The organism is Streptomyces sp. AN091965, assembly GCF_022698285.1.
Lineage (GTDB): Bacteria > Actinomycetota > Actinomycetes > Streptomycetales > Streptomycetaceae > Streptomyces.
Window position 1 is genome coordinate 6,707,180 of sequence record NZ_JALDMY010000001.1, and the last position, 25,740, is coordinate 6,732,919.

Annotated in this window: 21 protein-coding genes; 12 read left to right on the top strand and 9 right to left on the bottom strand. The window is 72.7% G+C overall.

Features of this window, described 5'->3' with window-relative positions; translation table 11 throughout:
- Nucleotides 1-147 precede the first annotated feature (147 nt).
- The 5 genes from MQV74_RS28685 to serA all read left to right on the top strand — a co-directional run bounded on the left by MQV74_RS28685 (nt 148) and on the right by serA (nt 8,905).
- Complete coding sequence (locus MQV74_RS28685; RefSeq protein WP_242729215.1) at nt 148-3,213, top strand: putative bifunctional diguanylate cyclase/phosphodiesterase; 3,066 nt, start codon at nt 148-150, stop codon at nt 3,211-3,213.
- Between the two features lie 264 nt (nt 3,214-3,477).
- Nucleotides 3,478-5,340 carry an acetolactate synthase large subunit gene (locus tag MQV74_RS28690; protein ID WP_172382208.1) on the top strand — a complete coding sequence of 621 codons (1,863 nt, stop codon included), beginning with the start codon at nt 3,478-3,480 and terminating at the stop codon, nt 5,338-5,340.
- Between the two features lie 45 nt (nt 5,341-5,385).
- Nucleotides 5,386-5,910 carry an acetolactate synthase small subunit gene (ilvN, locus tag MQV74_RS28695; protein ID WP_242724007.1) on the top strand — a complete coding sequence of 175 codons (525 nt, stop codon included), beginning with the start codon at nt 5,386-5,388 and terminating at the stop codon, nt 5,908-5,910.
- An 86-nt stretch (nt 5,911-5,996) separates the two neighbouring features.
- Nucleotides 5,997-6,995 (top strand): ketol-acid reductoisomerase, encoded by a 999-nt coding sequence (ilvC, locus tag MQV74_RS28700; protein WP_242724009.1) that lies wholly within the window; start codon nt 5,997-5,999, stop codon nt 6,993-6,995.
- A gap of 305 nt (nt 6,996-7,300) precedes the next feature.
- Complete coding sequence (gene serA, locus MQV74_RS28705; RefSeq protein WP_242724014.1) at nt 7,301-8,905, top strand: phosphoglycerate dehydrogenase; 1,605 nt, start codon at nt 7,301-7,303, stop codon at nt 8,903-8,905.
- Between the two features lie 101 nt (nt 8,906-9,006).
- Here serA and MQV74_RS28710 read toward each other — a convergent pair whose 3' ends face one another.
- Nucleotides 9,007-10,509, bottom strand: a complete 1,503-nt coding sequence (locus MQV74_RS28710) for an MFS transporter (protein WP_242724015.1) — start codon at nt 10,507-10,509, stop codon at nt 9,007-9,009.
- Between the two features lie 97 nt (nt 10,510-10,606).
- Between MQV74_RS28710 and MQV74_RS28715 the strand changes: the two genes are divergently transcribed.
- On the top strand, nt 10,607-11,203 hold the full coding sequence (locus MQV74_RS28715; RefSeq protein ID WP_242724016.1) for a TetR/AcrR family transcriptional regulator: 597 nt from the start codon (nt 10,607-10,609) through the stop codon (nt 11,201-11,203).
- Here the strand turns inward: MQV74_RS28715 and MQV74_RS28720 are convergent.
- Nucleotides 11,189-12,358 carry a PucR family transcriptional regulator gene (locus MQV74_RS28720; protein WP_242724018.1) on the bottom strand — a complete coding sequence of 390 codons (1,170 nt, stop codon included), beginning with the start codon at nt 12,356-12,358 and terminating at the stop codon, nt 11,189-11,191. The two genes, MQV74_RS28715 and MQV74_RS28720, sit on opposite strands and share 15 nt — an antisense overlap.
- 259 nt (nt 12,359-12,617) lie before the next feature.
- On the opposite strand from MQV74_RS28720, the gene MQV74_RS28725 reads away from it, so the two are divergent.
- Nucleotides 12,618-13,544, top strand: a complete 927-nt coding sequence (locus MQV74_RS28725) for a proline dehydrogenase family protein (RefSeq protein ID WP_242724020.1) — start codon at nt 12,618-12,620, stop codon at nt 13,542-13,544.
- Nucleotides 13,545-13,598: 54 nt separating this feature from the next.
- Nucleotides 13,599-15,230: an L-glutamate gamma-semialdehyde dehydrogenase gene (pruA, locus tag MQV74_RS28730; protein ID WP_242724026.1), complete on the top strand. Its 1,632-nt coding sequence runs from the start codon at nt 13,599-13,601 to the stop codon at nt 15,228-15,230.
- Nucleotides 15,231-15,320: 90 nt separating this feature from the next.
- Here pruA and MQV74_RS28735 read toward each other — a convergent pair whose 3' ends face one another.
- A complete protein-coding gene (locus MQV74_RS28735) occupies nt 15,321-16,196 on the bottom strand; it encodes an alpha/beta fold hydrolase (RefSeq protein WP_242724027.1) in 876 nt (291 codons plus the stop codon).
- A 203-nt stretch (nt 16,197-16,399) separates the two neighbouring features.
- Between MQV74_RS28735 and MQV74_RS28740 the strand changes: the two genes are divergently transcribed.
- Entirely contained in the window at nt 16,400-17,527 is a 1,128-nt protein-coding gene (locus MQV74_RS28740) for an alkene reductase (protein WP_242724030.1), read from the top strand.
- Here MQV74_RS28740 and MQV74_RS28745 read toward each other — a convergent pair.
- The 4 genes from MQV74_RS28745 to MQV74_RS28760 form a co-directional block, all read right to left on the bottom strand.
- Nucleotides 17,506-18,237 (bottom strand): nitroreductase family protein, encoded by a 732-nt coding sequence (locus MQV74_RS28745; RefSeq protein WP_242724033.1) that lies wholly within the window; start codon nt 18,235-18,237, stop codon nt 17,506-17,508. The genes MQV74_RS28740 and MQV74_RS28745 overlap by 22 nt on opposite strands.
- An 84-nt stretch (nt 18,238-18,321) precedes the next feature.
- A complete protein-coding gene (locus tag MQV74_RS28750) occupies nt 18,322-19,491 on the bottom strand; it encodes a lysophospholipid acyltransferase family protein (protein WP_308402387.1) in 1,170 nt (389 codons plus the stop codon).
- Between the two features lie 89 nt (nt 19,492-19,580).
- A complete protein-coding gene (locus tag MQV74_RS28755) occupies nt 19,581-20,444 on the bottom strand; it encodes a phosphatidate cytidylyltransferase (protein WP_242724037.1) in 864 nt (287 codons plus the stop codon).
- Nucleotides 20,441-21,034, bottom strand: a complete 594-nt coding sequence (locus MQV74_RS28760; protein ID WP_242724039.1) for a CDP-alcohol phosphatidyltransferase family protein — start codon at nt 21,032-21,034, stop codon at nt 20,441-20,443. Before MQV74_RS28760 ends, MQV74_RS28755 begins: the two co-directional genes overlap by 4 nt.
- 52 nt (nt 21,035-21,086) lie before the next feature.
- Here MQV74_RS28760 and MQV74_RS28765 point away from each other — a divergent pair, with 52 nt between their 5' ends.
- Nucleotides 21,087-21,647: a GNAT family N-acetyltransferase gene (locus MQV74_RS28765; protein ID WP_374120709.1), complete on the top strand. Its 561-nt coding sequence runs from the start codon at nt 21,087-21,089 to the stop codon at nt 21,645-21,647.
- A gap of 48 nt (nt 21,648-21,695) precedes the next feature.
- Here the strand turns inward: MQV74_RS28765 and MQV74_RS28770 are convergent, their stop codons facing one another.
- Nucleotides 21,696-22,703 (bottom strand): NADP-dependent oxidoreductase, encoded by a 1,008-nt coding sequence (locus tag MQV74_RS28770; protein ID WP_242724043.1) that lies wholly within the window; start codon nt 22,701-22,703, stop codon nt 21,696-21,698.
- A gap of 131 nt (nt 22,704-22,834) precedes the next feature.
- Between MQV74_RS28770 and MQV74_RS28775 the strand changes: the two genes are divergently transcribed.
- On the top strand, nt 22,835-23,758 hold the full coding sequence (locus tag MQV74_RS28775; RefSeq protein ID WP_242724045.1) for a LysR family transcriptional regulator: 924 nt from the start codon (nt 22,835-22,837) through the stop codon (nt 23,756-23,758).
- A gap of 187 nt (nt 23,759-23,945) precedes the next feature.
- A complete protein-coding gene (locus MQV74_RS40895; RefSeq protein WP_278194243.1) occupies nt 23,946-24,074 on the top strand; it encodes a hypothetical protein in 129 nt (42 codons plus the stop codon).
- Between the two features lie 11 nt (nt 24,075-24,085).
- Here the strand turns inward: MQV74_RS40895 and MQV74_RS28780 are convergent, their stop codons facing one another.
- Nucleotides 24,086-25,675, bottom strand: coding sequence for a purple acid phosphatase family protein (locus tag MQV74_RS28780; RefSeq protein WP_242724047.1), 1,590 nt, complete (start codon nt 25,673-25,675; stop codon nt 24,086-24,088).
- Nucleotides 25,676-25,740: the final 65 nt, after the last annotated feature.

Here is a 25,740-nt window from a genome sequence, read left to right on the forward strand (position 1 = left end):
TGGAACCCGTGGTGCCGCGAAGGGCCTCCCGCGCGCGGCGCGTGGGCGCGGCCCCCGTGGCCGTGGCACCGGCGCGCGCAGCGGGGTGGCCCGGTGAGCGGGCAGACGGCCTCCGCGTCCGTCCTGGAGGGCGGCCTCGGCGCCCCCATGGCCTCGCCGGGCGCGCCCATGGCCCGCCGCCCGGCGCCGAGCGGCGGCACGGGCCTGCTCTCCCAGGTCTTCCTGCTGCTGGTCTGCGGCGGCTATGCGACCGGGTCCGCCCTCGGCTGGGGCTCGGACCGGCTCGCGCTCATCATGGGCGACTTCGGCCTCAGCGCCGCCGCGGCGGCCGCCGCCGTGTCCTGCTTCTTCTACTCCCGCACCCGGCGCAGCCGCTTTCGACCCGCGTGGCTGCTGTTCGCGCTCTCCTCCGCGATGGCGGCCTGCGGAAACGCGGTGTGGGGATGGCACGAGGTCGTCCTGCGGCAGCCCGTGCCCGAGCGCGGCTTCGCGGACCTGTTCTTCCTCTGCTTCGCGCCGCCCGCCATCATCGGGCTGCTCGTGCTCGCCAAGCGCCCGGTCACCAAGGCCGGATGGGTGTGCCTCGGGCTCGACGCGTGGCTCATCGGCGGCTCGCTGCTCACGCTCTCCTGGAGCCTCGCCCTCGCGCACACCGCGCAGTTCGACGGGCCCGGCGTCGCGCACGCCGCGCTGTCGCTCGCGTATCCGCTCCTGGACATCGCCCTCGTCAGCATGGTCCTGGCGCTGCACTTCAGGCGCTCGTCGGCGAACCGCACCGCCGTGAACACCGCCATCGGGGCCCTCGCGCTGACCGTGATGTGCGACGCCCTGTTCACCTCGCCGCTGCTGCACGCCAGTTACCGCTCCGGCCAACTGCTCGACGCGGGCTGGTTCGCGGGCTCCCTGCTCCTCGCGTACGCCCCGTGGGCGACACCCCGGCCGGGACGCGTCGACCCGGAGCCCCCGCGCGCGGCCCACCGCCCGTACGGCAGGACGCGCATCGCGGGCGTGCACGACGTACGAGGAGTCCGCGACTTCCACGACGTGCGGGGCGCCCGCGACTTCCACGACGTACGCGATCCGCGGGACGTGCGCGATCCGCGGGGCGGGCTCGCTCCCCATGAGGGGCGCGATCCCCGCGACCACGAGCGGGGCGACGACGGACGGTACGCGACGACGCGGCCCATCGCCGGTTCGCTCGCCGCCCTCACGCCGTACCTGGCCGCCGCGGTCTGCACGCTCGGGATCCTCTACAACGTCCTGAACGGGCGCAGCGTCGACGAGGTCGTGCTCTTCACCGCGGGCACCGTCGTCCTCGCGCTCGTCGTGCGCCAGGGCATCATGCTGCTCGACAACATCACGCTGACCCAGGAACTGGCCCAGAAGGAGAACCACTTCCGCTCCCTGGTGCAGGGGTCCAGCGACGTCATCATGATCGCCGCCCCGAGCGGCATCCTGCGCTACGTCAGCCCGGCCGCCGCCGGGGTCTACGGCCGCGAGGCCGACGACCTCGTCGGCTCGGAGCTGGCCACGCTCATGCACCCCGAGGACCTCGGCCGCGTGGTCCACGAGGTGCGCCGCTTCCTCGCCGCCAACCCCGTGGAGGAGCCCACGACGCGGATCGAATGCCGCTTCAAGTCCGGCAGCGGTGAATGGCTGAACGTGGAGTCCACCGTCAACCGCCACCACGGCGGTCTCATCTTCAACAGCCGGGACGTGACCGAAAGGGTGCGCCTCCAGGCGCAGTTGCAGCACAACGCCGAGCACGATCCGCTCACCGACCTGCCCAACCGGGCTCTTTTCACCCGCCGAGTCGCGCAAGCGCTCGGCGGTCGCAGAGTCACCGACCGAGGCACGGCCGTGCTCTTCATCGACCTCGACGGCTTCAAGGCCGTCAACGACACCATCGGCCACCAGGCGGGCGACGAACTCCTCGTGATGGCCGCCCAGCGCCTCCAGGAAGCCGTCCGCGCGTCGGACACCGCCTCGCGCCTCGGCGGCGACGAGTTCGCCGCCCTCATCGTCGGCGACGGCACCCGCGACCAGGCCGCCCGCGAGAAGCACATCATGGAGCTCGCCGACCGGCTGCGGCTCAGACTCTCGCAGCCCTACGACATCGGCGGCAACGATGTCCGGGTCGCCGCGTCCATCGGCGTCGCCTTCGCCGAGCCGGGCGTCGGCGCGGGCGAGCTGCTGCGCAACGCCGACCTGGCGATGTACCGCGCGAAGGCCGCGGGCAAGGGCCGCGTGGAGCTGTACGCCCCCCAGATGCAGGCCGACGTCGCCCGCAAGGCCGAGCTCGCCACGCGCCTGCGCAGCGCGCTGCACGAGGGCGAGTTCGCGCTCCTGCACCAGCCCGTGGTGGCCCTCGACAGCGGCCGGATCACCTCGGTCGCCGCCCAGGCGCGGTGGCGCTCGGCCCAGGGCATCCTGTTCACGCCCGCCGAGTTCCTGCGCACCGCCGAGGACGGCGACCGCACCGCCGAGCTGGGCCGCTGGCTGCTCCAGGAGGCCGTCGAGCAGGCCGCGGAGCGCGGCATCGCCGGGCACGCGATGCCGGTCTCCGTGCGGATCGGCGCGCGCCGTCTGGTCGACCGCTCCCTGCCGCTCGGCTCCCTGGAGGCCCTGCTCACCCGGCACGGGCTGCCCTCCGGCGCGCTCGTCATCGAGCTCGCGGACAGCGACCCGCGGGTCTCCCTGGACGAGCTGGAGCGCCGCCTCACCTCCCTGCGGCGGCTCGGCGTCCGCGTGGCGCTCGACGGCTTCGGCAGCGGCTGCGCGGCGATCACGGCCCTGCGGCGCCTCCCCGTCGACGTGCTGAAGCTGGACCGCGGGCTCGTCGAGGGCGTCGTGGAGTCCGCCCGCCTGCACAAGATCACGGCCGGTCTCCTGCGCATCGCCACCGACCTCGGCCTCGACTCCGTCGCCGACGGCGTGGACCACCCCGAGCAGGTCGTGGCGCTGCGCGCGATGGGCTGCACCCACGGCCAGGGCATGGCGTTCTCCGGCCCGCTCGACGAGTACCGGCTGCGCCGGGCGCTCGCCATGGGGGAGTACCCGGTGCCGCGCGGCCCCGTGGAGCCGGTGTGCGTGGGCGGCGTGGCGCCCCCGGCCGCCTTCGGCGGCGCGGGCGCGGCCTACGCGGCCGGGGCGGTGGCGGGGACCACCCCGTTCGGCCGCTCACATGCTGAGACGCCCGTCCCACCTACTTGACAGGTGTGGCGCGCCGGGGGGAGGGTCAGTGCCATGCGCACCCGAATTCTCGTACTTGGAAAGCGCGTCGGCTGAAGCTGGGAAGTCCGGTTCCTGACACCGGAGAAACCCAGCGACCGCACCCGGCGCGCTCCCCTCGCTTGCCCCACGGCACGAGGGGTTTTTTGTTGCACCAGCACTGCCAAACCCAGGCAAAAACCCCGCTAAATCTCCGCCCGACGTCGGGGCGGAACCTCAGCGAAAACCCTCAGCATCGAGAAGAGAATGCCGATGACCGAGCAGGCCACCGGGGCCAGCCATCCGCAGCCGCGGCCCCGATCCTCTGGACAGCAGCAGTCCGCGCCCGTCGAGCACGTCACGGGTGCGCAGTCCCTGATCCGTTCGCTCGAGGAAGTCGGGGCCGACACCGTATTCGGCATTCCCGGAGGCGCGATCCTCCCGGCGTACGACCCGATGATGGACTCCACGCGCGTCCGTCACATCCTCGTCCGCCACGAGCAGGGCGCGGGCCACGCGGCCACCGGCTACGCCCAGGCCACCGGCAGGGTCGGCGTCTGCATGGCCACCTCCGGCCCCGGTGCCACCAACCTGGTCACGCCCATCGCCGACGCCCACATGGACTCGGTGCCGCTCGTCGCCATCACCGGGCAGGTCTCCTCCAAGGCCATCGGCACCGACGCCTTCCAGGAAGCGGACATCGTCGGCATCACCATGCCGATCACCAAGCACAACTTCCTGGTCACCAAGGCCGAGGACATCCCGCGCACGATCGCGGAGGCCTTCCACATCGCCTCCACGGGCCGCCCGGGCCCCGTCCTCGTCGACATCGCCAAGGACGCCCTCCAGGCGCGCACCACGTTCTCCTGGCCGCCGCAGCAGGAGCTGCCCGGCTACCGCCCGGTGACCAAGCCGCACGCCAAGCAGATCCGCGAGGCGGCCAAGCTCATCACCGCCGCGAAGCGCCCCGTCCTGTACGTCGGCGGCGGCGTCATCAAGGCCGGCGCCACCGCCGAGCTGAAGGTCCTCGCCGAGCTCACCGGCGCGCCCGTCACCACCACCCTGATGGCGCTCGGCGCGTTCCCCGACAGCCACCCGCTGCACGTGGGGATGCCGGGCATGCACGGTGCGGTCACCGCCGTCACCGCGCTGCAGAAGGCCGACCTGATCGTCGCCCTCGGTGCCCGCTTCGACGACCGCGTCACCGGCAAGCTGGACAGCTTCGCGCCGCACGCGAAGGTCGTGCACGCCGACATCGACCCGGCCGAGATCGGCAAGAACCGCGCCGCCGACGTGCCGATCGTCGGCGACGCCCGCGAGGTCATCGCCGACCTCGTCCAGGCCCTGCAGGCCGAGCACACCGCGGGCCACACCGGCGACTACACCGCCTGGTGGGCCGATCTGAACCGCTGGCGCGAGACCTACCCGCTCGGCTACGACCACCCCGACAACGGCCAGCTCTCGCCGCAGCAGGTCATCGAGCGCATCGGCCAGCTGGCCCCCGAGGGCACGGTCTTCGCCGCGGGCGTCGGCCAGCACCAGATGTGGGCCGCGCACTTCATCCAGTACGAGCAGCCCGCGACCTGGCTCAACTCCGGCGGCGCCGGGACGATGGGCTACGCCGTCCCGGCCGCGATGGGCGCCAAGGCGGGCCGCCCCGACAAGACCGTCTGGGCGATCGACGGCGACGGCTGCTTCCAGATGACCAACCAGGAACTCACCACCTGCGCCCTGAACAACATCCCGATCAAGGTCGCCATCATCAACAACGGCGCCCTCGGGATGGTCCGCCAGTGGCAGACGCTGTTCTACAACCAGCGCTACTCCAACACCGTCCTGCACAGCGGACCGGACGCGGACGGCAAGCAGCCGAGCGCCGGCACCCGCGTCCCGGACTTCGTCAAGCTGTCCGAGGCGATGGGCTGCTACGCGATCCGCTGTGAGGACCCGGCCGACCTCGACAAGGCCATCGAAGAGGCCAACGCCATCAACGACCGGCCCGTCGTCATCGACTTCATCGTCCACGAGGACGCCCAGGTCTGGCCGATGGTCGCGGCGGGCACCTCGAACGACGAGGTCATGGCCGCCCGGGGCGTGCGCCCCGACTTCGGCGACGGCGAAGACGACTGACGGCTCAACGGAACCCGAGGCAGAGGCACGAGAACCATGACTCCCATGTCGAAGCACACGCTCTCCGTCCTGGTGGAGAACACCCCCGGCATCCTGGCCAGGATCGCCGCCCTCTTTTCCCGCCGCGGCTTCAACATCGACTCCCTTGCCGTCGGCGTCACCGAGCACCCCGACATCTCACGCATCACCATTGTCGTGAACGTCGAGGACCTGCCGCTCGAACAGGTCACGAAGCAGCTCAACAAGCTGGTGAACGTCCTGAAGATCGTCGAACTGGAGCCGGGCTCGGCCGTTCAGCGCGAACTCGTCCTCGTGAAGGTGCGCGCCGACAACGAGACCCGCTCCCAGATCGTCGAGATCGTCCAGCTGTTCCGCGCCAAGACCGTGGACGTCTCGCCCGAGGCCGTGACCATCGAGGCCACCGGGTCGAGCGACAAGCTGGAGGCCATGCTCAAGATGCTCGAACCCTTCGGCATCAAGGAGCTGGTGCAGTCCGGCACCATCGCGATCGGCCGCGGCTCGCGCTCGATCACGGACCGCAGCCTGCGTGCCCTCGACCGCACCGCCTGACGTTCCGCATTCCGGAACCCCCCGACCTTCCTGTCCGAGCCCGCCGTACGGTGGGACGCAACATCAGCACACAGAGGAGTTTCCCAGTGGCCGAGCTGTTCTACGACGCCGACGCCGACCTGTCCATCATCCAGGGCCGCAAGGTCGCGGTCATCGGTTACGGCAGCCAGGGACACGCCCACGCCCTTTCGCTGCGCGACTCCGGTGTGGACGTCCGGGTCGGTCTGCACGAGGGCTCCAAGTCGAAGGCCAAGGCCGAGGAGCAGGGCCTGCGCGTGGTCACGCCCGCCGAGGCCTCCGAAGAGGCCGACGTCATCATGGTCCTGGTCCCGGACCCCATCCAGGCCCAGGTCTACGAGGAGTCCATCGCCCCGCACCTCAAGGAGGGCGACGCGCTGTTCTTCGGCCACGGCCTGAACATCCGCTTCGGCTTCATCAAGCCCCCGGCGGGCGTCGACGTCTGCATGGTCGCCCCCAAGGGCCCGGGCCACCTGGTGCGCCGTCAGTACGAGGAGGGCCGCGGCGTCCCGTGCATCGCGGCCGTCGAGCAGGACGCCACCGGCAAGGGCTTCGAGCTCGCCCTGTCGTACGCCAAGGGCATCGGTGGCACCCGCGCGGGCGTCATCAAGACGACCTTCACCGAGGAGACCGAGACCGACCTGTTCGGTGAGCAGGCCGTGCTCTGCGGCGGCACCGCCGCGCTGGTCAAGGCGGGCTTCGAGACCCTCGTCGAGGCGGGCTACCAGCCGGAGATCGCCTACTTCGAGTGCCTGCACGAGCTGAAGCTGATCGTCGACCTCATGTACGAGGGCGGCCTGGAGAAGATGCGCTGGTCGGTCTCCGAGACCGCCGAGTGGGGCGACTACGTCACGGGCCCGCGCATCATCACGGACGCCACCAAGGCCGAGATGAAGAAGGTCCTCGCCGAGATCCAGGACGGCACGTTCGCCCGGCAGTGGATGGACGAGTACCACGGCGGCCTGAAGAAGTACAACGAGTACAAGCAGCAGGACCAGGACCACCTCCTGGAGACCACCGGCAAGGAGCTGCGCAAGCTCATGTCCTGGGTCAACGACGACGAGTAGGGCGTATGCCTGAGGGGCCGGGGCGCATCGCCCCGGCCCCCGCAGGCGTGAGGACACGGGGCTCCGCCCCGGACCCCGCTCCTCAATCGCCGGAGGGGCTGAATCTTGCCCTCCGTGGTTGTCCTCGGTGTCCAGCCTCGTCCGGGTGATCCTTCCAGTCAGGCGCATAAGGCCCCCGCACCCGCCACTACACTGCAAACCACATTCGCGTCAGGCCCACAGCGTCGTGCGTCTTCCACGCGGAGCCACCTCCACCGCCTGCGGCCGTCGGGACGGCCGTCCGCATTGGACTTGTGAGGACTCACGTGAGCACTGCTGCCAACGGCAAACCGGTCGTACTCATCGCTGAAGAGCTGTCGCCCGCGACCGTCGAAGCCCTGGGCCCGGACTTCGAGATCCGGCGCTGCAACGGCGCGGACCGCGCGGAACTGCTGCCCGCCATCGCCGACGTCGACGCCATCCTGGTCCGCTCCGCGACCAAGGTCGACGCCGAGGCCATCGCCGCCGCCCGCAAGCTGCGGGTCGTCGCCCGCGCGGGCGTCGGCCTCGACAACGTCGACGTCTCCGCCGCCACCAAGGCCGGCGTCATGGTGGTGAACGCGCCCACCTCGAACATCGTGACCGCCGCCGAGCTGGCCTGCGGTCTGATCCTCGCCACCGCCCGCAACATCCCGCAGGCCAACACGGCACTGAAGAACGGCGAGTGGAAGCGCTCCAAGTACACCGGTGTCGAGCTGGCCGAGAAGACCCTCGGCGTCGTCGGCCTCGGCCGCATCGGCGCGCTCGTGGCCCAGCGGATGTCCGCGTTCGGCATGAAGGTCGTCGCCTACGACCCGTACGTGCAGCCCGCGCGCGCCGCGCAGATGGGCGTGAAGGTGCTCTCGCTCGACGAGCTGCTCGAAGTCTCCGACTTCATCACCGTGCACCTGCCGAAGACGCCCGAGACCGTGGGTCTCATCGGTGACGAGGCGCTGCACAAGGTCAAGCCCGCGGTGCGCATCGTCAACGCCGCCCGCGGCGGCATCGTCGACGAGGAGGCGCTGTACTCGGCGCTCAAGGAGGGCCGCGTCGCGGGCGCGGGCCTCGACGTGTACGCGAAGGAGCCGTGCACCGACTCCCCGCTGTTCGAGCTCGACCAGGTCGTGTGCACCCCGCACCTCGGCGCGTCCACCGACGAGGCCCAGGAGAAGGCGGGCATCTCGGTCGCCAAGTCCGTACGCCTCGCGCTCGCGGGCGAGTTGGTCCCCGACGCGGTCAACGTCCAGGGCGGTGTCATCGCCGAGGACGTGCGCCCCGGCCTGCCCCTCGCGGAGAAGCTCGGCCGGATCTTCACCGCCCTCGCGGGCGAGGTCGCGGTGCGGCTCGACGTCGAGGTGTACGGCGAGATCACCCAGCACGACGTGAAGGTGCTCGAACTGTCCGCCCTCAAGGGCGTGTTCGAGGACGTGGTCGACGAGACCGTCTCGTACGTGAACGCGCCGCTGTTCGCCCAGGAGCGCGGCGTCGAGGTGCGGCTCACCACCTCCTCCGAGTCGCCGGACCACCGGAACGTGGTCACCGTGCGCGGCACGCTCGGCGACGGCGAGGAGGTCGCGGTGTCCGGCACGCTCGCCGGTCCCAAGAACCACCAGAAGATCGTCGCGGTCGGCGAGTACGACGTGGACCTGGCGCTCGCCGACCACATGGCCGTGCTGCGGTACGCGGACCGGCCGGGTGTCGTGGGCACCGTCGGGCGCGTCCTCGGGGAGGCCGGGATCAACATCGCCGGGATGCAGGTCGCCCGCGCTGACGTGGGCGGGGAGGCGCTGGCCGTCCTCACCGTGGACGACACCGTGCCGCCCGCAGTGCTCGCGGAGGTCGCCGCCGAGATCGGCGCCACGTCGGCCCGTTCGGTGAATTTGGCCGACTAGGGCCGCATGGCCCGCCGCGGGTGATCGGCCTGCGGCCTCGTCCTCAAACGCCGGACGGGCTGGAACTCCTCCAGCCCGTCCGGCGTTCGCCTGTGCTCCGCTCAGCGCAGCGCCTTCGCCGCCAGGGCCGCCGCCGCGAGCAGGACGAGGGCACCCGCCGCGGCCGCGATGTGCATGCCGCTGGTGAAGGCGGCGCGGGCCGCCTCGGTCAGGGCGTCCGCCGCCGCGGGCGGCAGGTCCGAGGCGACCGCCACCGCGCCGCCCAGGGTCTCGCGGGCCGCGCCCGGAGCCGTGTCCGGCATCTCGTGGCGGAACACCGCCGAGCCGATGGAGCCCAGGACCGCCATCCCGAGGGCGCCGCCGAACTCCTGGCCCGTCTCCAGGAGGGAGGAGGCCGCGCCCGCCTTCTCCGCGGGGGCCGCGCCGAGCGCCAGGTCCGTCAGCTGGGAGCCCACGACCACCGCCCCGCAGGCGAGCACCCCGGCCCCGGCGAGCACCGTCCACATCGCGTCCGTACCGGCGAGGAACAGCAGGCCGTAGCCGCAGGCGGAGAGGACGAAGCCGCCCGCGACGACCCGGGCCCTGGCCACGCCCCCGCGCACCGCCGCCGTGGCGAGGGGCGCGGCGAAGCCGATGAGGACCGAGGGGAGCAGCGCCCACAGGGCGGCCTCCAGGGCGCTCTTGCCGAGCACCGACTGGAGGTACTGCGTCGTGAAGTACGCCGAGCCCAGCATCGCGAAGGACGAGATGAGGTTCAGCGCGACGGCGGCGCCGAAGCCCCGGCCGCCGCGGAACAGGGCGGGGGAGATCAGCGGCGCGGACGCCGTGAGCTGACGGCGTACGAAGAGCACGGCGAAGAGGGCGCCGACCGCGAGCGACGCGACGTACGGCCACCGCACGCCTTCCGACGGCAGCTCCTTGAGGCCGTAGACGAGGGGCAGCACCGCGGCCATCGAGAGCGGCACGCCGGCGAAGTCGAAGCGGCCCGGGCGCGGGTCCTTCGACTCGGGGATGAGGGCGGGCGCGAGGAGCAGGAGCAGCACCATCGCGGGCAGGTTGACCAGGAACACCGAGCCCCACCAGAAGAACTCGACCAGGACGCCGCTGAGGACCGAGCCGAGGGCGACCCCGCCGACCATGACGCCGGACCAGATGCCGATCGCCTTGGCGCGCTGCTCGGGGTCGCGGAACATCGTGCGGACGAGCGCCATCGTGGACGGCATCAGGGTCGCGCCGCCGATGCCGAGGGCCGCGCGGGCGGCGATGAGCATGCCGGGCGAGGTGGCGTGGGCGGCGGCGAGGGACGCCGCGCCGAAGGCGGCCGCCCCCATCAGCAGGAGCTTGCGGCGGCCGATGCGGTCGCCGAGCGAGCCCATGGTCATCAGCAGGCCCGCGAGCACGAACGCGTAGATGTCGAAGATCCACAGCTGCTGGGTGCCGCTGGGCTCCAGGTCGGCGTTCATCGCGGGGACCGCGAAGTAGAGGACCGACACGTCCATCGACACGAGCAGCAGCGGCAGCATCAGGACGGCCAGGGCGGTCCATTCCCTGCGGCCCGCGCGCTCGGCGGCGGGGGAGGGCGGCGGCGTGGTTGTCGTGGTCATGGGGCAGGACTGTACGGGCGTCTTAGACGCTTGTCTAGAACGAATGTATAAGACGCTTGTCTTGTACGGTCGTCTGGGGCGGACGTAGGGTGCGCGCATGGGACACCGTGAGGATCTGCTCGCAGGGGCCAGGCGCTGCCTGCTGGAGAAGGGCTTCGTGCGCACGACGGCCCGCGACGTCGTCAAGGAGTCGGGCACGAATCTCGCGTCGATCGGCTATCACTACGGCTCGAAGGACGCGCTGCTCGCCGAGGCCTACATCTCGCTCATCGAGGAGCTCGGCGACGGCTTCGGGGCGCCGCCGGAGGACGCCGGGGCGGGCGGCTCGATCGAGCGGTTCGAGAAGGTGTGGGGGAACGTCGTCCAGTCGTTCCCGCAGGCACGCGGGATCTGGATGCTGACCCTGGAGTTCGTCACGCAGGGCGAGCGGCTCGCCGGGGTGCGGGACATCATGGTCAAGGCCCAGGAGCAGGGGCGCGCGGGCCTCGCCGCGCTCTTCCTCGACCTCGACGAGGACGCCCTGCCGCAGGACGTCGTGGACGCCGAGGGGCGGCTCTACACCACGCTGCTCAACGGCCTCATGGTCCAGTGGCTCTTCGACCCGGGCTCGGCCACCACGGCCGCCCAGCTCGCTGAGGGGCTGCGGCGGATCGCGGCGAGGGCCGCCGGGGCCGAGCGGCTACCGCAGCCGTGACGCCTTCAGGGTCATGTGCAGGAGCAGCCGGTCCTCGCCCTCGTCCAGGTCCAGCTTCGTGAGCTGCTCCACGCGCGAGAGCCGGTAGTAGAGCGTCTGGCGGTGGATGCCCAGCTCCGCCGCCGCGCGGCCCGCCTGGCCCGCGCAGTCGAGGAACACCTCGGCGGTGCGGGCCAGTTCGCGGTGCGCGGGGGTCAGCAGCGCGCGGGCCACCGCGTCCTGCGCGGCCTCCGCGGGCAGCGCGGTGAGCAGGCGGTAGGGGCCGATGTCCGACCAGCGGGCGAGCGGCCCGAAGCGCGGCTCGGCGAGCGCCGCGCGGGCCGCCGCCGAGGCCTCCGCCCAGGCCGCGCCCAGGTCCTCAAGGCCGTGCCGGGCGCCCGCGACCCCGGCCGTCGCGCCGCCGCCCGCGGCCTCCGCGAGCCGGGAGGCCGTCGTGATCGCGGGGGTCAGGGCGTCCGCCGAGCGCAGCCGCACCATCACGGCGAGCGACTGCCCCACGGCGCCCGCCGTGAGCCACGGCACCGTGCACAGGGCCGTCGCCCCCGGCACGGTCCGCAGCGCGGGCGCGTCCTCGGGGCCCGCCGCGGGCCAGGGCGCCACGCACACCACCGCGTGCAGGCCCTCGCCGCGCGGCCCGAGCGCCGTGCGCAGCGCGGCCACCGCCATGTCCCGCTGCCAGCCGCGCTCCGCCGTCAGGACCGACCGGAACTCGCGGGTCAGGTCGGCGCCCGCCTGGGCCTCGTCGGCGAGCAGCGCGCCGATGCGGGCGGCCACCTCCATGGCGGCGCCGAGCCGCGCGTCCGAGGGACCGGGCTCGTCGTCGAGCAGCCACACATAGCCGAGGGCGTAACCCCGGTGGCGTACCGGAAGGCAGATGCGGCCGCGGTGCACGCCCGCCTCCGGGGTCGGCGGGATGCGGACCGGCGCGGTGGCGCGCGTGATGCCGAAGCTCTCGAACCAGGTGCGGACCGCCGCCGTGGAGCGGCGGGTGAGGATCGAGCGGGTGCGGACCGGGTCGAGGTCGGCCGCCTCGAAGCCGTCGCCGCCGTCGTGCGCGCCGAAGGCGATCAGCTCGAAGTCGCGGTTCTCCAGGGTCGCGGGCGCGCCGAGGAGGGCCGAGATCTCGTCGACCAGTTCCTGATAGTCGCCCTTCACCCGTGCCCTTCCTTCGCTCCGTGCGGGCTGTCGCGCCTACCCGGATCCCTCGCCGTCAATGCTTTCGGAAGCCATTCTCGCGCAGTCCGGGGCCCGGCTCAGACATCTGTCTGAGATCCAGCCCACGGATGCGTGACAGGTGTCGATGGCACAGGATCGGAGGGATCCTTAGGTTTCACGGTGGTTCTCCGTGCCGTACCAGTTTTGTCGCAAAAATGACGTCGGTGCGGCTTCGTTCGTACTCCCGTGGAGGTGCCCCGTGCTGGCTCCCGTGATCCTTGCCGCGTCGCGCAGTGACAAGATGCGCCGTCTTGTGTCGGCGGCGCCGGGCACCAAGCAGGTCGTCGACCGCTTCATCGCCGGCGAGACCGTCGACCAGGTCGTCCCGATCGTCGAGGACGCCGTCGGCAAGGGCCTGGAGGTCACGCTGGACGTCGTCGGTGAGGACATCACCACCGTCGAGCAGTCCCACGCCGCGCGCGACGCCTACCTGGAGCTCATCGACCGCCTCAAGGACCTCGGCTTCGGCGAGAAGGCCGAGATGTCCGTGAAGCTCTCCATGTTCGGCCAAGCGCTGGAGGGCGGCCACGAGCTGGCCCTCGCCAACGTCCGCCCGGTCGTCGAGGCCGCCGCCGCCATCGGCACCACCGTGACCCTCGACGCCGAGGACCACACGACGCTCGACTCGATGTTCGCCATCCACGAGGAGCTGCGGAAGGACTTCCCGCAGACCGGCTGCGTCATCCAGGCGTACCTCTTCCGCACCGAGGACGACGCCCGCCGCCTGGCCGAGAACGGCAGCCGCGTGCGCATCGTGAAGGGGGCGTACAAGGAGCCCGTCGAGGTCGCGTACCAGGACAAGGCGGAGATCGACAAGGCGTACGTCCGCATCCTGAAGATCCTGATGAACGGCAAGGGGTACCCGATGATCGGGTCCCACGACCCGCGGCTGATAGCCATCACCCAGGAGCTGGCCCGGCGCGCCGGGCGCAAACTGGACGAGTACGAATTCCAGATGCTGTACGGCATCCGCAGCGAGGAGCACCTGCGGCTCGCGGCGGAGGGCCACCGGATGCGCGTCTACACCGCCTACGGCACCGACTGGTACGGCTACTTCATGCGCCGCCTCGCGGAGAAGCCGGCGAACCTGCTGTTCTTCGGCCGTTCCATCCTCACCAAGGGCTGAGCCGCCCGCACCCTCCCGTACAGAGCCCCCGCACACAAAGGAGCCAAGGAACTCATGGACGCTGTGACCCAGGTCCCCGCCCCGGTCAACGAGCCGGTACACGGCTACGCCCCGGGTTCCCCGGAGCGCGCCCGGCTCGAGGTCAAGCTCAAGGAGCTGTCCGAGAACCCGATCGAGCTGCCGATGACCATCGGCGGTGTGAAGCGCCTCGGCGGCGGCGAGCCCTTCCAGGTCGTCCAGCCGCACAACCACAAGGCCGTCATCGGCACCGGCCGCGGCGCCACGCAGCAGGACGCGCAGGACGCCGTCGACGCCGCGCTGGCCGCCGCCCCGGCCTGGCGCGCCATGTCCTTCGACGACCGCGCCGCGATCATCCTGCGCGCCGCCGAGCTGCTGTCCACGACGTGGCGCGAGACGCTGGCCGCCTCCACCATGCTCGGCCAGTCCAAGACCGCCCAGCAGGCCGAGATCGACACCCCCTGCGAGCTCGTCGACTTCTGGCGCTTCAACGTGAAGTACGCCCGTGACCTGCTCGCCGAGCAGCCCCCGGCGAACTCCACCGGCGTGTGGAACCGTCTGGACCACCGCCCGCTGGAGGGCTTCGTCTACGCGATCACGCCGTTCAACTTCACGGCCATCGCGGGCAACCTGCCGACCGCCCCGGCCCTGATGGGCAACGTGGTCGTGTGGAAGCCGTCCCCGACGCAGACGCACGCCGCCGTGCTGCTCATGCAGCTCCTGGAGGAGGCGGGCCTGCCCAAGGGCGTCATCAACCTGGTGACCGGCGACGGCATCGCCGTCTCCGAGGTGGCCCTGCACCACCCGGACCTGGCGGGCATCCACTTCACCGGCTCGACCCGCACCTTCCAGCACCTGTGGAAGACGGTCGGCACGAACATCGAGAAGTACCGCTCCTACCCGCGCATCGTGGGCGAGACGGGCGGCAAGGACTTCGTGGTGGCGCACCCCAGCGCCGACCGCGCCGTCCTGAAGACCGCGCTGACCCGCGGCTCCTTCGAGTTCCAGGGCCAGAAGTGCTCGGCCACCTCGCGCGCCTACATCCCGGCCTCCATCTGGAACGACGGGTTCAAGGAGGAGTTCGCGGCCGAGGTCGACGGCATCAAGATGGGTGACGTCACCGATCTGTCGAACTTCATCGGCGCCGTCATCGACGACCGCGCGTTCGCCAAGAACAAGGCGGCGATCGACCGGGCCAAGGCCGACGAGACCTGCACGATCGTCGCGGGCGGCAGCTACGACGACTCCGAGGGCTACTTCGTGCGCCCGACCGTCGTCGAGTGCACCGACCCGGCCAACGAGGTCTTCAAGGACGAGTACTTCGGCCCGTTCCTGGCCGTGTACGTCTACGACGACGAGAAGTACGACGAGATGCTGACCCAGATGGAGTCGGTGTCGGCCTACGCGCTCACCGGCTCGGTCATCTCCAAGGACCGCGCCGCGGCCGCGTACACGATGGAGAAGCTCCGCTACGCCGCGGGCAACTTCTACATCAACGACAAGTCGACCGGCGCCGTCGTCGGCCAGCAGCCCTTCGGCGGCGGCCGTGCCTCCGGCACCAACGACAAGGCGGGCGCCCCGCAGAACCTGATGCGCTGGACCCTGACCCGCGCCATCAAGGAGACCCTGGTCGCGCCGACCGACTACGGCTACCCGCACATGGGCTGACCTCGGCCCCCTCTTGATCACCGCCCCCGGCTCGGGCCCCACCCCAGCCGGGGGCGGTGTCGTACCCGCACCCGCCCCACCCCGCCCCGCTCAGCGCGCCCGGCGGCCGAGGAAGTCCTCGATCAGCCCGGCGATCTGCCCGGCGTGCGTCTCCAGGGCGAAGTGCCCCGCGGGCAGCAGGTGCACCTCGGCGTCGGGCAGGTCCCGCTGGAAGGCGGTGGCGCCGTCGCGCACGAAGATCTCGTCGTGCGCGCCCCACACCGCGAGCACCGGCACCCCGCTCTCGCGGAAGTACGCCTGGAAGTCCGGGTACAGCGCGATGTTGCTGCCGTAGTCGCCCATCAGGGCGAGCTGGACGGCGTCCTGGCCCGCGCGCGCCATGTCCGCGGTGTCGCGCTCCCACGCGTCCGGGCTGATCAGGTCGCGGTAGCGCTCGGGAACGCCGTGCGTGTACTGCCACTTGATGCCCTCGGGGGAGCGGATCTCCCGCACGGCCGCGGCTGTCTCCTCGTTCGGATCCTCGATGTACGCGAACACCGGCGCCCAGGCCTCGGCGCCGAGGCCCTCCTCGTACGCGTTGCCGTTCTGCGTGACGATCGCCGTGACCCGCCCGGGGTGGGCGAGCGCGAGGCGCAGGCCGATCGGCGCGCCGTAGTCCTGGACGTACAGCGCGAACCGGGTCAGGCCGATCCGCTCGGTGAACTCGGCGGTGACGTCGGCCAGTTCGGCGAAGGTGTACGGGAAGGCGTCGGCGGCGGGCGCCGCCGAGCGCCCGAAGCCGATGTGGTCGGGGGCGATGACGCGGTAGCGGTGGGCGAGCCGCGGGATGAGGTCCCGGAACATGTGCGAGCTGGACGGGAAGCCGTGCAGCAGGAGCAGCACGGGGGCGTCGGCGGGCCCCGCCTCGCGGTAGAAGACCTCGTGCCCGCGGACGGTGGTGGTGCGGTAGTGGACCTGGGTACTCATCCCTCTAACCCCTCATGAAGTCTTTGGTGGTTGGCGCGAGACGAGTGGACCACGCGCACCTCTAACCAGTCAAGAGAGTTTTAAGAGTTAGATGGAAGGTGGGGCTCGCACCCGCACGTGAAGCCGGATGTGAAGCCGGGCATGAAACCGGACTTGAAACCGGACTTGAATCTGACACCTGTGTCAGCTTCTACCGTTCCGGCATGACGCAGCACACGCTTCTCACCCCGTACTCCGCCCCCTTCGGCCACCTGCCCAACCGCATGGTCATGGCCCCCATGACCCGCTTCCGCGGCGAGGAGGACGGCACTCCGCAGCCGATCGTCGCCGACTACTACGCCCAGCGGGCGAGCGCCGGGCTCATCGTCACCGAGGGCATCTGGCCCAGCAGCCGCGGCCAGAGCGGCTGGCGCATCCCCGGCCTGGAGACGGCGGCCCACGTCGCGGGCTGGCGGCGGGTCACCGACGCCGTGCACGCCGCGGGCGGGCGGATCTACGCCCAGCTCATGCACGGCGGCCGGCACGGCCACCCGCTGTCCCGCATCGACGGCGACGCGCCCGCCGCCCCGTCGGCCGTGGTCTCGCCCGAGCTGGTGCACGTGCGCGACGGCGGCAAGGCCGAGCCGGTGACCCCGCGCGTGATGACCCCCGACGACATCCGCACCGCCGTCGACGACCACGTGGCCGCCGCCCGCAACGCCGTCGCAGCGGGCTTCGACGGCGTCGAACTGCACGGCGCCAACAGCTACTTGATCCACCAGTTCCTCGCGGACAACACCAACCTCCGCGACGACGCGTACGGCAGGGGATCGGTCGAGAACCGCATCCGGTTCGCGGTGGAGGTGGTCCGCGCGGTCGCCGACGCCATCGGAGCCGAGCGGCTCGGCCTGCGGCTCTCCCCGGGCAACCCGCAGTTCGGCATGGAGGAGGCCGACCCCGGGCCCGTCTACCGCGCCCTCCTCGACGAGCTCGACGGCCTCGGCCTCGCCTATCTGCACCTCACCGACAACGACCGCTACCCGGCCCTGGCCGAGCTGCGCCCGCACTGGAGCGGCACCCTCATCGCCAACGTCGGCGAGAACGGCGACCCGACGACGAAGGAGGCGGGCGAGGCCGTCATCGCCGACGGCCGCGCCGACCTCGTCTCCTACGGCAGGGCGTTCCTCACCACCCCGGACCTGCCGCACCGCTTCGCCGTGGGCGCGCCGCTGAACGACTTCGACGCGGCGCACCTGTACACGAGCGGCCCCGAGGGGTACACCGACTACCCCTTCCTGGGCGCCCCGGAAGCGGGGGAGGCCCGCGTGCTTCAGACCTCCACGAGCACCTGATCGAGGGACTTGCGCACCAGATCCGGCACCTGGCAGTCCGGCGCCGGGTAGCCGACGGGTATCACCGCGAACGCCTTCTCGTTCTCCGGCCGCCCGAGCACCTCGGACAGGAACCGCATGGGGCTCGGCGTGTGGATGAGCGCGGCCAGCCCCGACAGGTGCAGCGCGGAGAGGAGCATGCCGACCGCGATGCCGACCGACTCGTCGACGTAGTAGTGCTTGTGCTTGGTGCCGTCCTCGCCCAGCCAGTAGCGCTGCTGGAACACGACGATCAGGGCGGGCGCGTCCGTCAGGTGCGGCTTCACCTCGTCGGTGCCCAGCGGGCGCAGCGCGGCCAGCCACTCCTCGCCGAGCCGCCCGTCGTACGAGATCCGCTCCTCGTGCTCGGCGGCCTCGCGGATGCGGCGGCGCACCTCGGGGTCCTGGACGAGGACGAACGTCCACGGCTGCTGGTGCGCGCCCGACGGCGCGGTCGCCGCGCACGCGACGGCGTCCCGGACGACCTGCGGCGGCACCGGGTCCGACGAGAACTGCCGCACCGTGCGCCGCTGCTGCATCCGCTGCCTCAACTCGGCCGCGTGCGTGAGGGATTCGGCCGCGGGCATGCGGGCGGGACGGTACGGCACGGAGCGGTACGACTGCCCGTGGATGGGCGTCCAGCGCTCGGCGGGGTGTCCGGTCTCCGGCTCGTGCTGTTCGGTATCAGGCATGCCTAGATTCTGGGACCGGGGGCCGCGGCGCGCCATGGTGCGTACCAACGCAATGTGTCCGTCGTGCCCGTCCGACGGGGGCCGTCAGCTCCAGCCCGCCACGATCAGGCCGAGGCCCGTCGCGAACCCGCCGCCCAGCAGGGCCAGATAGGCGCCGTAGTGGCGGCGGAGCCGATGCGCGAGGAAGCCGAAGGCGCCGAAGCCCAGGCCCACGGTGAGGGTGCGCGAGCCGCGCGAGAGCGCCGCCCGGGCCAGCCAGTCGGGGGCCGAGACTTCCGCGCGGCCCGCCTCGGCCGCGTACACCTTGAACGGGACGCCGTTCCACGGCTGGTGGCGGACCGCCGCCGCGCCCTCGGCCGCCAGCTCCTGGCGTACTTCCGCGCGCATCCGGTCGGTGGTGAGGGGGTGCGGCACCTGCACGCCGGACGCGGCCAGTTGCAGGGCGAGGAGGCCGCCGGTGAGGCTGCCGCCCAGCGCCGTCAGGGCCAGCTTCAGGGACCTGCGGGGCAGGGCCACGCACGCGATCGCGAGGAACAGCTCCGGCATCAGCGGCCAGCTCAGCGCCTCCGCGCACGCCCACGCGAACGCCAGCGGCAGGCCCCAGCGGGAGCCGACCGCCGCCGCGACCCGCGCACGGACGCGGGAGTCCCGCAGCGGCTCGGCGGCCGTGCGCCGCTGCAGCTCGGCCACCGCCGCGCGCGCCTCCTCGGCCGTCACCGTCGGCGGCAGCGGCTCGCCGATCGTCACGCGCACCAGGGACGGGCGCAGCCTGCCGTGCTTCGGGAGCAGGCGGTCCGTGCCCGCGATGCCCACGGGGACGACCGGCACGTCCGCCTCCCTGGCCAGGACCAGGGCTCCCTTGTGGAACGTGCCGAGCTCGCCCCGGCGGGCGCGGGTGCCCTCCGGGAACAGCGCCACCGCGTGGCCCGCGCGCAGCGCGTCCGCCCTGGCAAGCAGGTCCTCCATGCCGCCGCCCGTGCGGCGCACGGGAAAGCCCGCGGCCAGGCGGGCGCAGACGCGGCGCCGCCAGGGCGAGGCGAACCAGTAGTCGGCGGCCGCGGCGATGGTGGGGGAGTGGCGCGCGTCGAGGGCCGCGAGCAGGGCCGCGGTGTCGGCGTGCGAGGAGTGGTTGGCCACGACCACGCAGCCGCCCTCCGGCAGGGTGCCCTTGCGGGTGATGCCGCCGGTGAGGGTGAGGAGGGTGCGCCACAGGGCAGCCCTCGCGGGGGCGCCCCAGGCCCGCCCCCTCCCGATGCGGGGGCCGGTGCCCCCGGGCGCCCGTTCATCGGCCTTCGGCCTCGTCCTCGAACGCCGGACGGGCTTGCTGAGCCCGCTCCTCGACTTCACAGTCCCACCGCCATCGTCAGGAGCAGGGCCAGGAGCAAGGAGTCCACGCGGTCCAGGAGGCCGCCGAAGCCGGGGAGCCAGGTGCCCGCGTCCTTGACGCCCGCCTCGCGCTTCACCATGGACTCCAGGAGGTCGCCCAGGACGCAGCCCGCCAGGACCGCCGCCCACAGCGTGACCGTGAGGGCGCCGACCGCCGCCAGGGCCAGGGCCGTCGCCGCCGCGGTGCCCAGGACACCGGCCCACGTCTTGCGGGGGGACAGCGGGGAGAGGGGGCGGGCCAGCGGGCCCGCGCGGCCCAGGGCCGTGCCCGCGCACCACGCGCCGACGTCGCCGAAGGCCACCGCCACGCCCACCGCCACCGCCGTGCCGTCCAGGAGGACCAGTCCGGTCAGCGAGACCGGGATCCAGAGCACGCCGAAGAGCGTGCGGCACGCCCGCGTGAAGCCGTGCTCGGTGTCCCCTGTCAGGAGCGCGGGCAGGGCCGACACGATCAGCAGGGCCGCGGCCGCGCGGAGGTCGAGGGCGCCGGGCGCCAGCCACGCCGCCGCCGGGAGCAGGACCGCCGCGACGCCGAGCACCGCCCGCTCGCCGCGCGCCAGGTGGGCCATGCGGGCGTACTCCGCCACGGCGACCGCGCCGAGCCCGGCCGCCAGGGCGAACGCGCCCGCCCTGCCCGCCCAGAGCGCGCCGAGGAACAGCGGCGCCGCGAGCGCCCAGGTCCGCCAGCGCCTGCGCAGCTCGGCCCGCATCCGCAGCCGGGACGGCAGCGCGGCGACGGCGACGCCGCCCGCGCCGAGCGCCCCGGCCACCACCGGCACGGCCCGCGCGGCCGTCTCGCCCGCCAGGAACGCGACGCTCATCGGGTGCCCAACTCCCCCCACAGGCGCCCGCACCGGACGGCCGCTGTCAGCACGGAGCCCGCGGCGATCACCACGAGCACGGGTGTCGCCCAGGCGGACGCGGCGGCCACCACGACGAGGGCGCAGCGCTCCGTCTTGCCCACCGGGCCGCCGTTCAGGCGCCCGGCGCCCGCCGCCGCGCCCGCGAGGGACACCCAGGACGGGAGCGTCGCGGCCAGGGCAGCCGTCGCCACCAGCCACAGCGGCGCCAGGGGCAGGAAGCCCGCGAGCATCACCAAGTCAGCGGCCCTGTCGCCGAGTTCGTTGAGCAGGGCGCCGCGGCGCGTCGTACGGCCGGTGTCCCGGGCGAGCGCGCCGTCCAGGTTCGCGCACGCCAGGCGGGCCGCGAGCAGCGCCGCCACCGGGAGCGCGGCCAGCGGCGCGGGCAGCCACGCGAGGGCCGCTGCCGCGCCCGCGGCGCACACCACGCCCGCCGCCGTCAGCGCGTCCGGCGAGACCGCGCGGCGGGCCAGCGCGCCGCGCACGCCCGACAACTTGCGGGCGTACCAGGGCTTGAGGGCGTACAGGCCGAGGCCGGAGGAACCGTTCATGCCGTCGACTCTGCCGCCGCCCGGGCTCGCGCAAATCGGGATGCGTACTCAGATGCCGCCTGAGTACCGTGAGCGCGTGACCACTGTGACCACCCTGCGCACGGCGCACACCGCCGACCTCACGCCCACCGAGCTCGCGGCCGCCCGTGCCCTCATGGACCGCGCCTTCGACGGGGACTTCTCCGACGAGGACTGGGACCACGGCCTCGGCGGTGTGCACGCCCTCGTCCACGACGCCGAGGGGGAGCTGCTCGCGCACGGCTCCGTCGTCCAGCGGCGCGTCCTGCACAACGGCCGTTCGCTGCGCGTGGGTTATGTGGAAGCCGTCGCCACCCGCCCGGACAGCCAGCGGCAGGGGCTCGGCGGGCAGGTCATGGGCGCCCTGGAGGACGTCGTCGAGCGGGCCTACGACCTGGGCGTGCTCTCGCCGTCCGAGGAGGGCGAGAAGCTGTACCGCGCGCACGGCTGGCAGACCTGGACCGGTCTGGTCGGCACCCTCGGCCCGCGGGGCGTGGAGGAGATGCCCGACGAGGACGCGCCCATGATCTGGGGCGCGGACCTCGACCCGGCGCACGCGCTGCTCATCGACTGGCGCGACGGAGACGTCTTCTAGGGCGCACGCCCCGCCGGTCCGCACGCCCCGCCGGCCCGCAGGGCCCGGCTAGGCCGGTGCCCCCGTGGCCCGCACGATCATCTTCCCCACGTTGTCGCCCCGCAGCATCCCCAGGAAGGCGTCGACGATCCGGTCGAAGCCGTCCACCACCGTCTCGTCGAGGCCGATCCGGCCGTCGCGCAGCCGGGGGACGACGAACTCGTACAACTCCTCCTGCACGTCGTAGTAGTCGCGCACGAGGAAGCCCTCCATGCGCAGGCTCTTCTCCACGATCTCGGAGAGGTTGCGGGGCGCGGCCAGGGCCCGGGTGCTGTTGTACTGCGCGACCGTGCCGACGCGCAGGATGCGGCCGCGGTCGCGCAGGCCCTCGATCGCCGCCTCCAGCTGCTCGCCGCCGACGTTGTCGACGTAGAGGTCCACGCCGTCGGGCGCCGCCTTCGCGAGCAGTTCCGCGGCGGGGCCGTCGTGGTAGTCGAAGGCCTCGTCGTAGCCGACGTGCTCCTTGAGGTAGGCGACCTTCGCCGCCGAGCCCGCGCTGCCGACGATCCGGCCCGCGCCGAGGAGCCGTGCGAGCCGCCCGGTGGCCGTGCCGACGCCGCCCGCCGCGGCCGACACGAACAGGTCGTCGCCCGCGCGCACCGGCGTGATCCGGGTCAGGCCCACGTACGCGGTCAGACCGGTGCCGCCCAGGATGCTCAGATGCGCGGAGAGCGGCACCCCGTCGAAGTCCGGCAGGACGCGGGCCTCCTGCGGCGTGACCACCGCGTGCGTGCGCCAGCCCTTGCGGTGGAAGACGATCGCTCCCTCCGGCAGGGACGGCTCGCGCGAGGCGATCACCCGCCCGAGGGTGCGGCCCTCCAGCGGCGCGTCGAGCGCGAAGTCGCCGTCCATCATCTCGCGGTGGTACGGATCCACCGACCAGTAGAGGTTCTCCACGAGCGCCGAGCCGGGCACGGGCCCGGGCGGCGCCGACTCCACGAACGCGAAGTGCGCGGGGGTGGGGAAGCCGTGCGGGCGGGCGGTCTGGTGGACGGTCAGGGCCGTGTCGCTGGTCATGTGCGGAAACGTACGGCGGGAATGCGGGCGCGCGGCAGAGGGTTCGGCTCATGGAACGCGACGCGCCATGAGAGCTCCTCATAGCCGCAGGTGAAACGCCCCTCGCGGGCCGGAAGGACGAGTGGGAACCGATGGCCGGACATGACCTCGCCCCGCACGAGCTGCGGATCATCGTGGCCGTCGAGCAGGCCCGCAGCTTCTCCGGCGCCGCCGCGGCCCTCGGCCTGACCCAGTCGGCCGTCTCGCACTCGGTGCGCGGCACGGAGAAGAAGATCGGCGCCGTGCTCTTCGAACGCGGCCGCGGGGGCGCCGCGCCGACCCCGGCGGGCGAGCGCGCCGTCGCCCATGCCCGGCGCGTGCTGCGGCTCCTGGAGACCCTCGCCGCCGAGGCGCGCGGCGCCGCCGACGAGGGCCGGGACGCCGTCACCGGGCCGCTGCGCGTCGCCGCGTTCCGCAGCGCCGCCCTGCATCTGCTCCCGGCCGCGCTCGCGGGCCTGCGCGCCCGCCACCCCGGCGTCGAGCCCGAGGTCCGCGTCGTGCGGGAGCTGGGGCGCGGCACCGCCGGTGAGGTCGCCGACGGCCGCGCGGACCTCGGCATCGCCACCCTCGGCACGACCTCGCCGGTGCCGCGGGGGCTCGTCGGCGACGTCCTCGTGGAGGAGCCCTACGCGTTCGTGCACCCGGCCGGGCATCCGGACCCGCGCTCGCTGCCGCTCGTGGACTGGGCGGAGAACTGCACCTCGTACACCCGCGACTGGTGGGCGCGGCAGGACTGGCTGCCGCGGGCCACCACGCGGACCGAGGACGACGGCGCGGTCCTCGCGATGGTGAGCGCCGGGCACGCCATGGCGGTCATGCCCGCCCTGTCGCTGACGGGAGCGCCGCCGAGCGTGACGGTCACCGACCTCGGGCCGGGCCGCCCGACCCGCTCCGTGGGCTACGTCACCACGCCCGAACTGGCCGCGACGCACGTGGTCAGAGCGCTGATCCGGGAGCTGAGAGCGGTCGCCGCGGAGGCGGCCGTCTCAAATAGTAGGAAGCCCGAGTATTTGTAGAGACAGAAAGCGGAAGCTGTCTTAGCTTTGTAGGAGCCGAACGTCTCGCTCGATCAAGCGAACGGCGGATGTGAGCCCGGCCCCGCGCAGGCGAACCCTGCGGCCCCGCTCCCCGCCCTTTCCGGCGTCTCGTAACCCTGCGCATCCCCCGTTCTCCGGATGCCTGGACCGAAGGAGTCGAACACCCATGGCCGAGACGACCGTCCGACGAGTCCGCCGCAGCCTCCGCACCAGCGACGCCGAGCGCAAGAACGCCGCCGCCGCCCTCCAGCGGGCCCTCGACCGCAGGGACAACGGCGGCGCCACCGGGCACTGAGCCGCCCCGCGCTACCTCCCGCGCTCGATCTCGAAGTGGTCGACGCGCTCGCCGCTCTCGGCGAGCGCGGAGACCGTCAGCCTCGGTCGCGCCCCGGCCGTCACCTCCACCGCGAGGAACGAGAAGCCGGTGTAGCGCACGCGTGACCACTCCACCGTGTCGGGGTCGGGCAGCCGCAGCTTCGTCCAGTGGAAGGTGGGGACCGCGTCCCGGTCCTTCACGTGGCCCTCGTAGCTGTCCTTCACCCCGGCCGGGAAGCTGTAGAGGTCCTTGCCCGCGCCGCCCGCGGTGACGTACACGATGCCGTCGCGCGTCGGATCCGTCGTCGCGCCGATGGGCACGGGCCTGCCGACCTCGCCGCCCCTGATGGCGTCGGTCCGTTCGTACACGTGGTTGTGGCCGTTGACGACCAGGTCCACCTGGTGCTTGGTGAACAGCGGCAGCCAGGCGTCGCGCACCCCGCCGTCGGAGCCGTGCGTCGCCGTCGAGTACGCGCAGTGGTGGAAGAAGACGACGACGAAGTCGACGTCGTCGTGTGCGCGCAGCTCGCCCAGGCGCCGGTCGAGCCACGCGGTCTGCCTGCCGTCCGAATAGCCCTTGTTGGCGGGTATCTCGTACGACACGTCGTTGGCGTCGAGCGCCACCACGCCGACGTTGCCGTAGTGGAAGGAGTAGACGCCGGGCGCACCCTTGGGGTCGAAGCCGTTCTCGGGCAGCGACCAGCGGGCCGACTGGCCGCCGTAGCCGTTCGGCGTGTACCAGGCCTCCATGTCGTGGTTGCCGGTCGTCACCATCCACGGCACGGACTTCGCCACCGACTCCGTCTGTGCGAGGAAGGTGTCCCAGACGCGGGCGTCGTACGTGTCCGTGTCCTTGCCGTGCCCGGTGGTGTCCGCGTAGCAGATGTCCCCGGCGTGCAGATGGAACGACGGGTTCTGCCCCAGGATCAACTGGTCGTTGGCCAGGGCGTGATAGCTCACGCCCTGGTCGCCGAAGGCCGTGAAGACGAAGCTCTCCGGCCGCGCCGGGGCGGTGCGGAACGTGCCGACCGTGCCGGCGTGCCCCGGCGATGCCGGGTCGAAGCCGTCGTGGCCGACGCCGTAGTAGTACGTGGTGCCCGGTTCGAGGCGGTCGAGCGCCGCGTGCAGGTAGTACTGCTCGACCTCGGGCAGCTTCTTCGACAGCGAGGGCGTGCGCAGGTCCCGCACCTCCGCGGGGATCTTGCGGTCGAGCTCCCAGGGCTTCAGGCCCACGCGCACGTACGGGTTCCCGACGGCGAACGGCACCTGCCAGGAGATCCGCATCTGCGTCCTCGGCTCGGCCCCGAAGGCCAGGTGGCGGCCGAAGGGCGCGACGTGTCTGCCGTCCACCCGCACCGGCGCGGGCGGCGCCGCGAGCGGCTGCGCCCCCGCCGGGCGCCCCGCGTACGCGCTGCCCGAACTGCCCGCGAGCAGACCGAGGCCGCCCGCGGCGCCCGCGGTCGCGAAGGAACCGGCGAGCACCTTGCGCCGGGAGAGCTTTCCGCGCAGGTACGCGTGCTGCTCGGCCATGCTCAGCCGCCGCGCGAGCGGCTCGGGAATGCCGACGTTGGGGGTGTCCATGACCTGGGAACTTCCCAGCGACGCCCAACTCCCGCCCGACCCGCGGGTGAAGAGAGCATGTCCGT

Bases quoted from the DNA above. Each gene is read 5' to 3' on its own strand.
- MQV74_RS28685 (WP_242729215.1), top strand. From the start codon at position 148: ATGGCCTCGCCGGGCGCGCCCATGGCCCGCCGCCCGGCGCCGAGCGGC.
- MQV74_RS28690 (WP_172382208.1), top strand. From the start codon at position 3,478: ATGCCGATGACCGAGCAGGCCACCGGGGCCAGCCATCCGCAGCCGCGG.
- ilvN (WP_242724007.1), top strand. From the start codon at position 5,386: ATGTCGAAGCACACGCTCTCCGTCCTGGTGGAGAACACCCCCGGCATC.
- MQV74_RS28710 (WP_242724015.1), bottom strand. From the start codon at position 10,509: ATGACCACGACAACCACGCCGCCGCCCTCCCCCGCCGCCGAGCGCGCG.
- MQV74_RS28715 (WP_242724016.1), top strand. From the start codon at position 10,607: ATGGGACACCGTGAGGATCTGCTCGCAGGGGCCAGGCGCTGCCTGCTG.
- pruA (WP_242724026.1), top strand. From the start codon at position 13,599: ATGGACGCTGTGACCCAGGTCCCCGCCCCGGTCAACGAGCCGGTACAC.
- MQV74_RS28735 (WP_242724027.1), bottom strand. From the start codon at position 16,196: ATGAGTACCCAGGTCCACTACCGCACCACCACCGTCCGCGGGCACGAG.
- MQV74_RS28740 (WP_242724030.1), top strand. From the start codon at position 16,400: ATGACGCAGCACACGCTTCTCACCCCGTACTCCGCCCCCTTCGGCCAC.
- MQV74_RS28745 (WP_242724033.1), bottom strand. From the start codon at position 18,237: ATGCCTGATACCGAACAGCACGAGCCGGAGACCGGACACCCCGCCGAG.
- MQV74_RS28755 (WP_242724037.1), bottom strand. From the start codon at position 20,444: ATGAGCGTCGCGTTCCTGGCGGGCGAGACGGCCGCGCGGGCCGTGCCG.
- MQV74_RS28760 (WP_242724039.1), bottom strand. From the start codon at position 21,034: ATGAACGGTTCCTCCGGCCTCGGCCTGTACGCCCTCAAGCCCTGGTAC.
- MQV74_RS28765 (WP_374120709.1), top strand. From the start codon at position 21,087: ATGCCGCCTGAGTACCGTGAGCGCGTGACCACTGTGACCACCCTGCGC.
- MQV74_RS28770 (WP_242724043.1), bottom strand. From the start codon at position 22,703: ATGACCAGCGACACGGCCCTGACCGTCCACCAGACCGCCCGCCCGCAC.
- MQV74_RS28775 (WP_242724045.1), top strand. From the start codon at position 22,835: ATGGCCGGACATGACCTCGCCCCGCACGAGCTGCGGATCATCGTGGCC.
- MQV74_RS40895 (WP_278194243.1), top strand. From the start codon at position 23,946: ATGGCCGAGACGACCGTCCGACGAGTCCGCCGCAGCCTCCGCACCAGC.
- MQV74_RS28780 (WP_242724047.1), bottom strand. From the start codon at position 25,675: ATGGACACCCCCAACGTCGGCATTCCCGAGCCGCTCGCGCGGCGGCTG.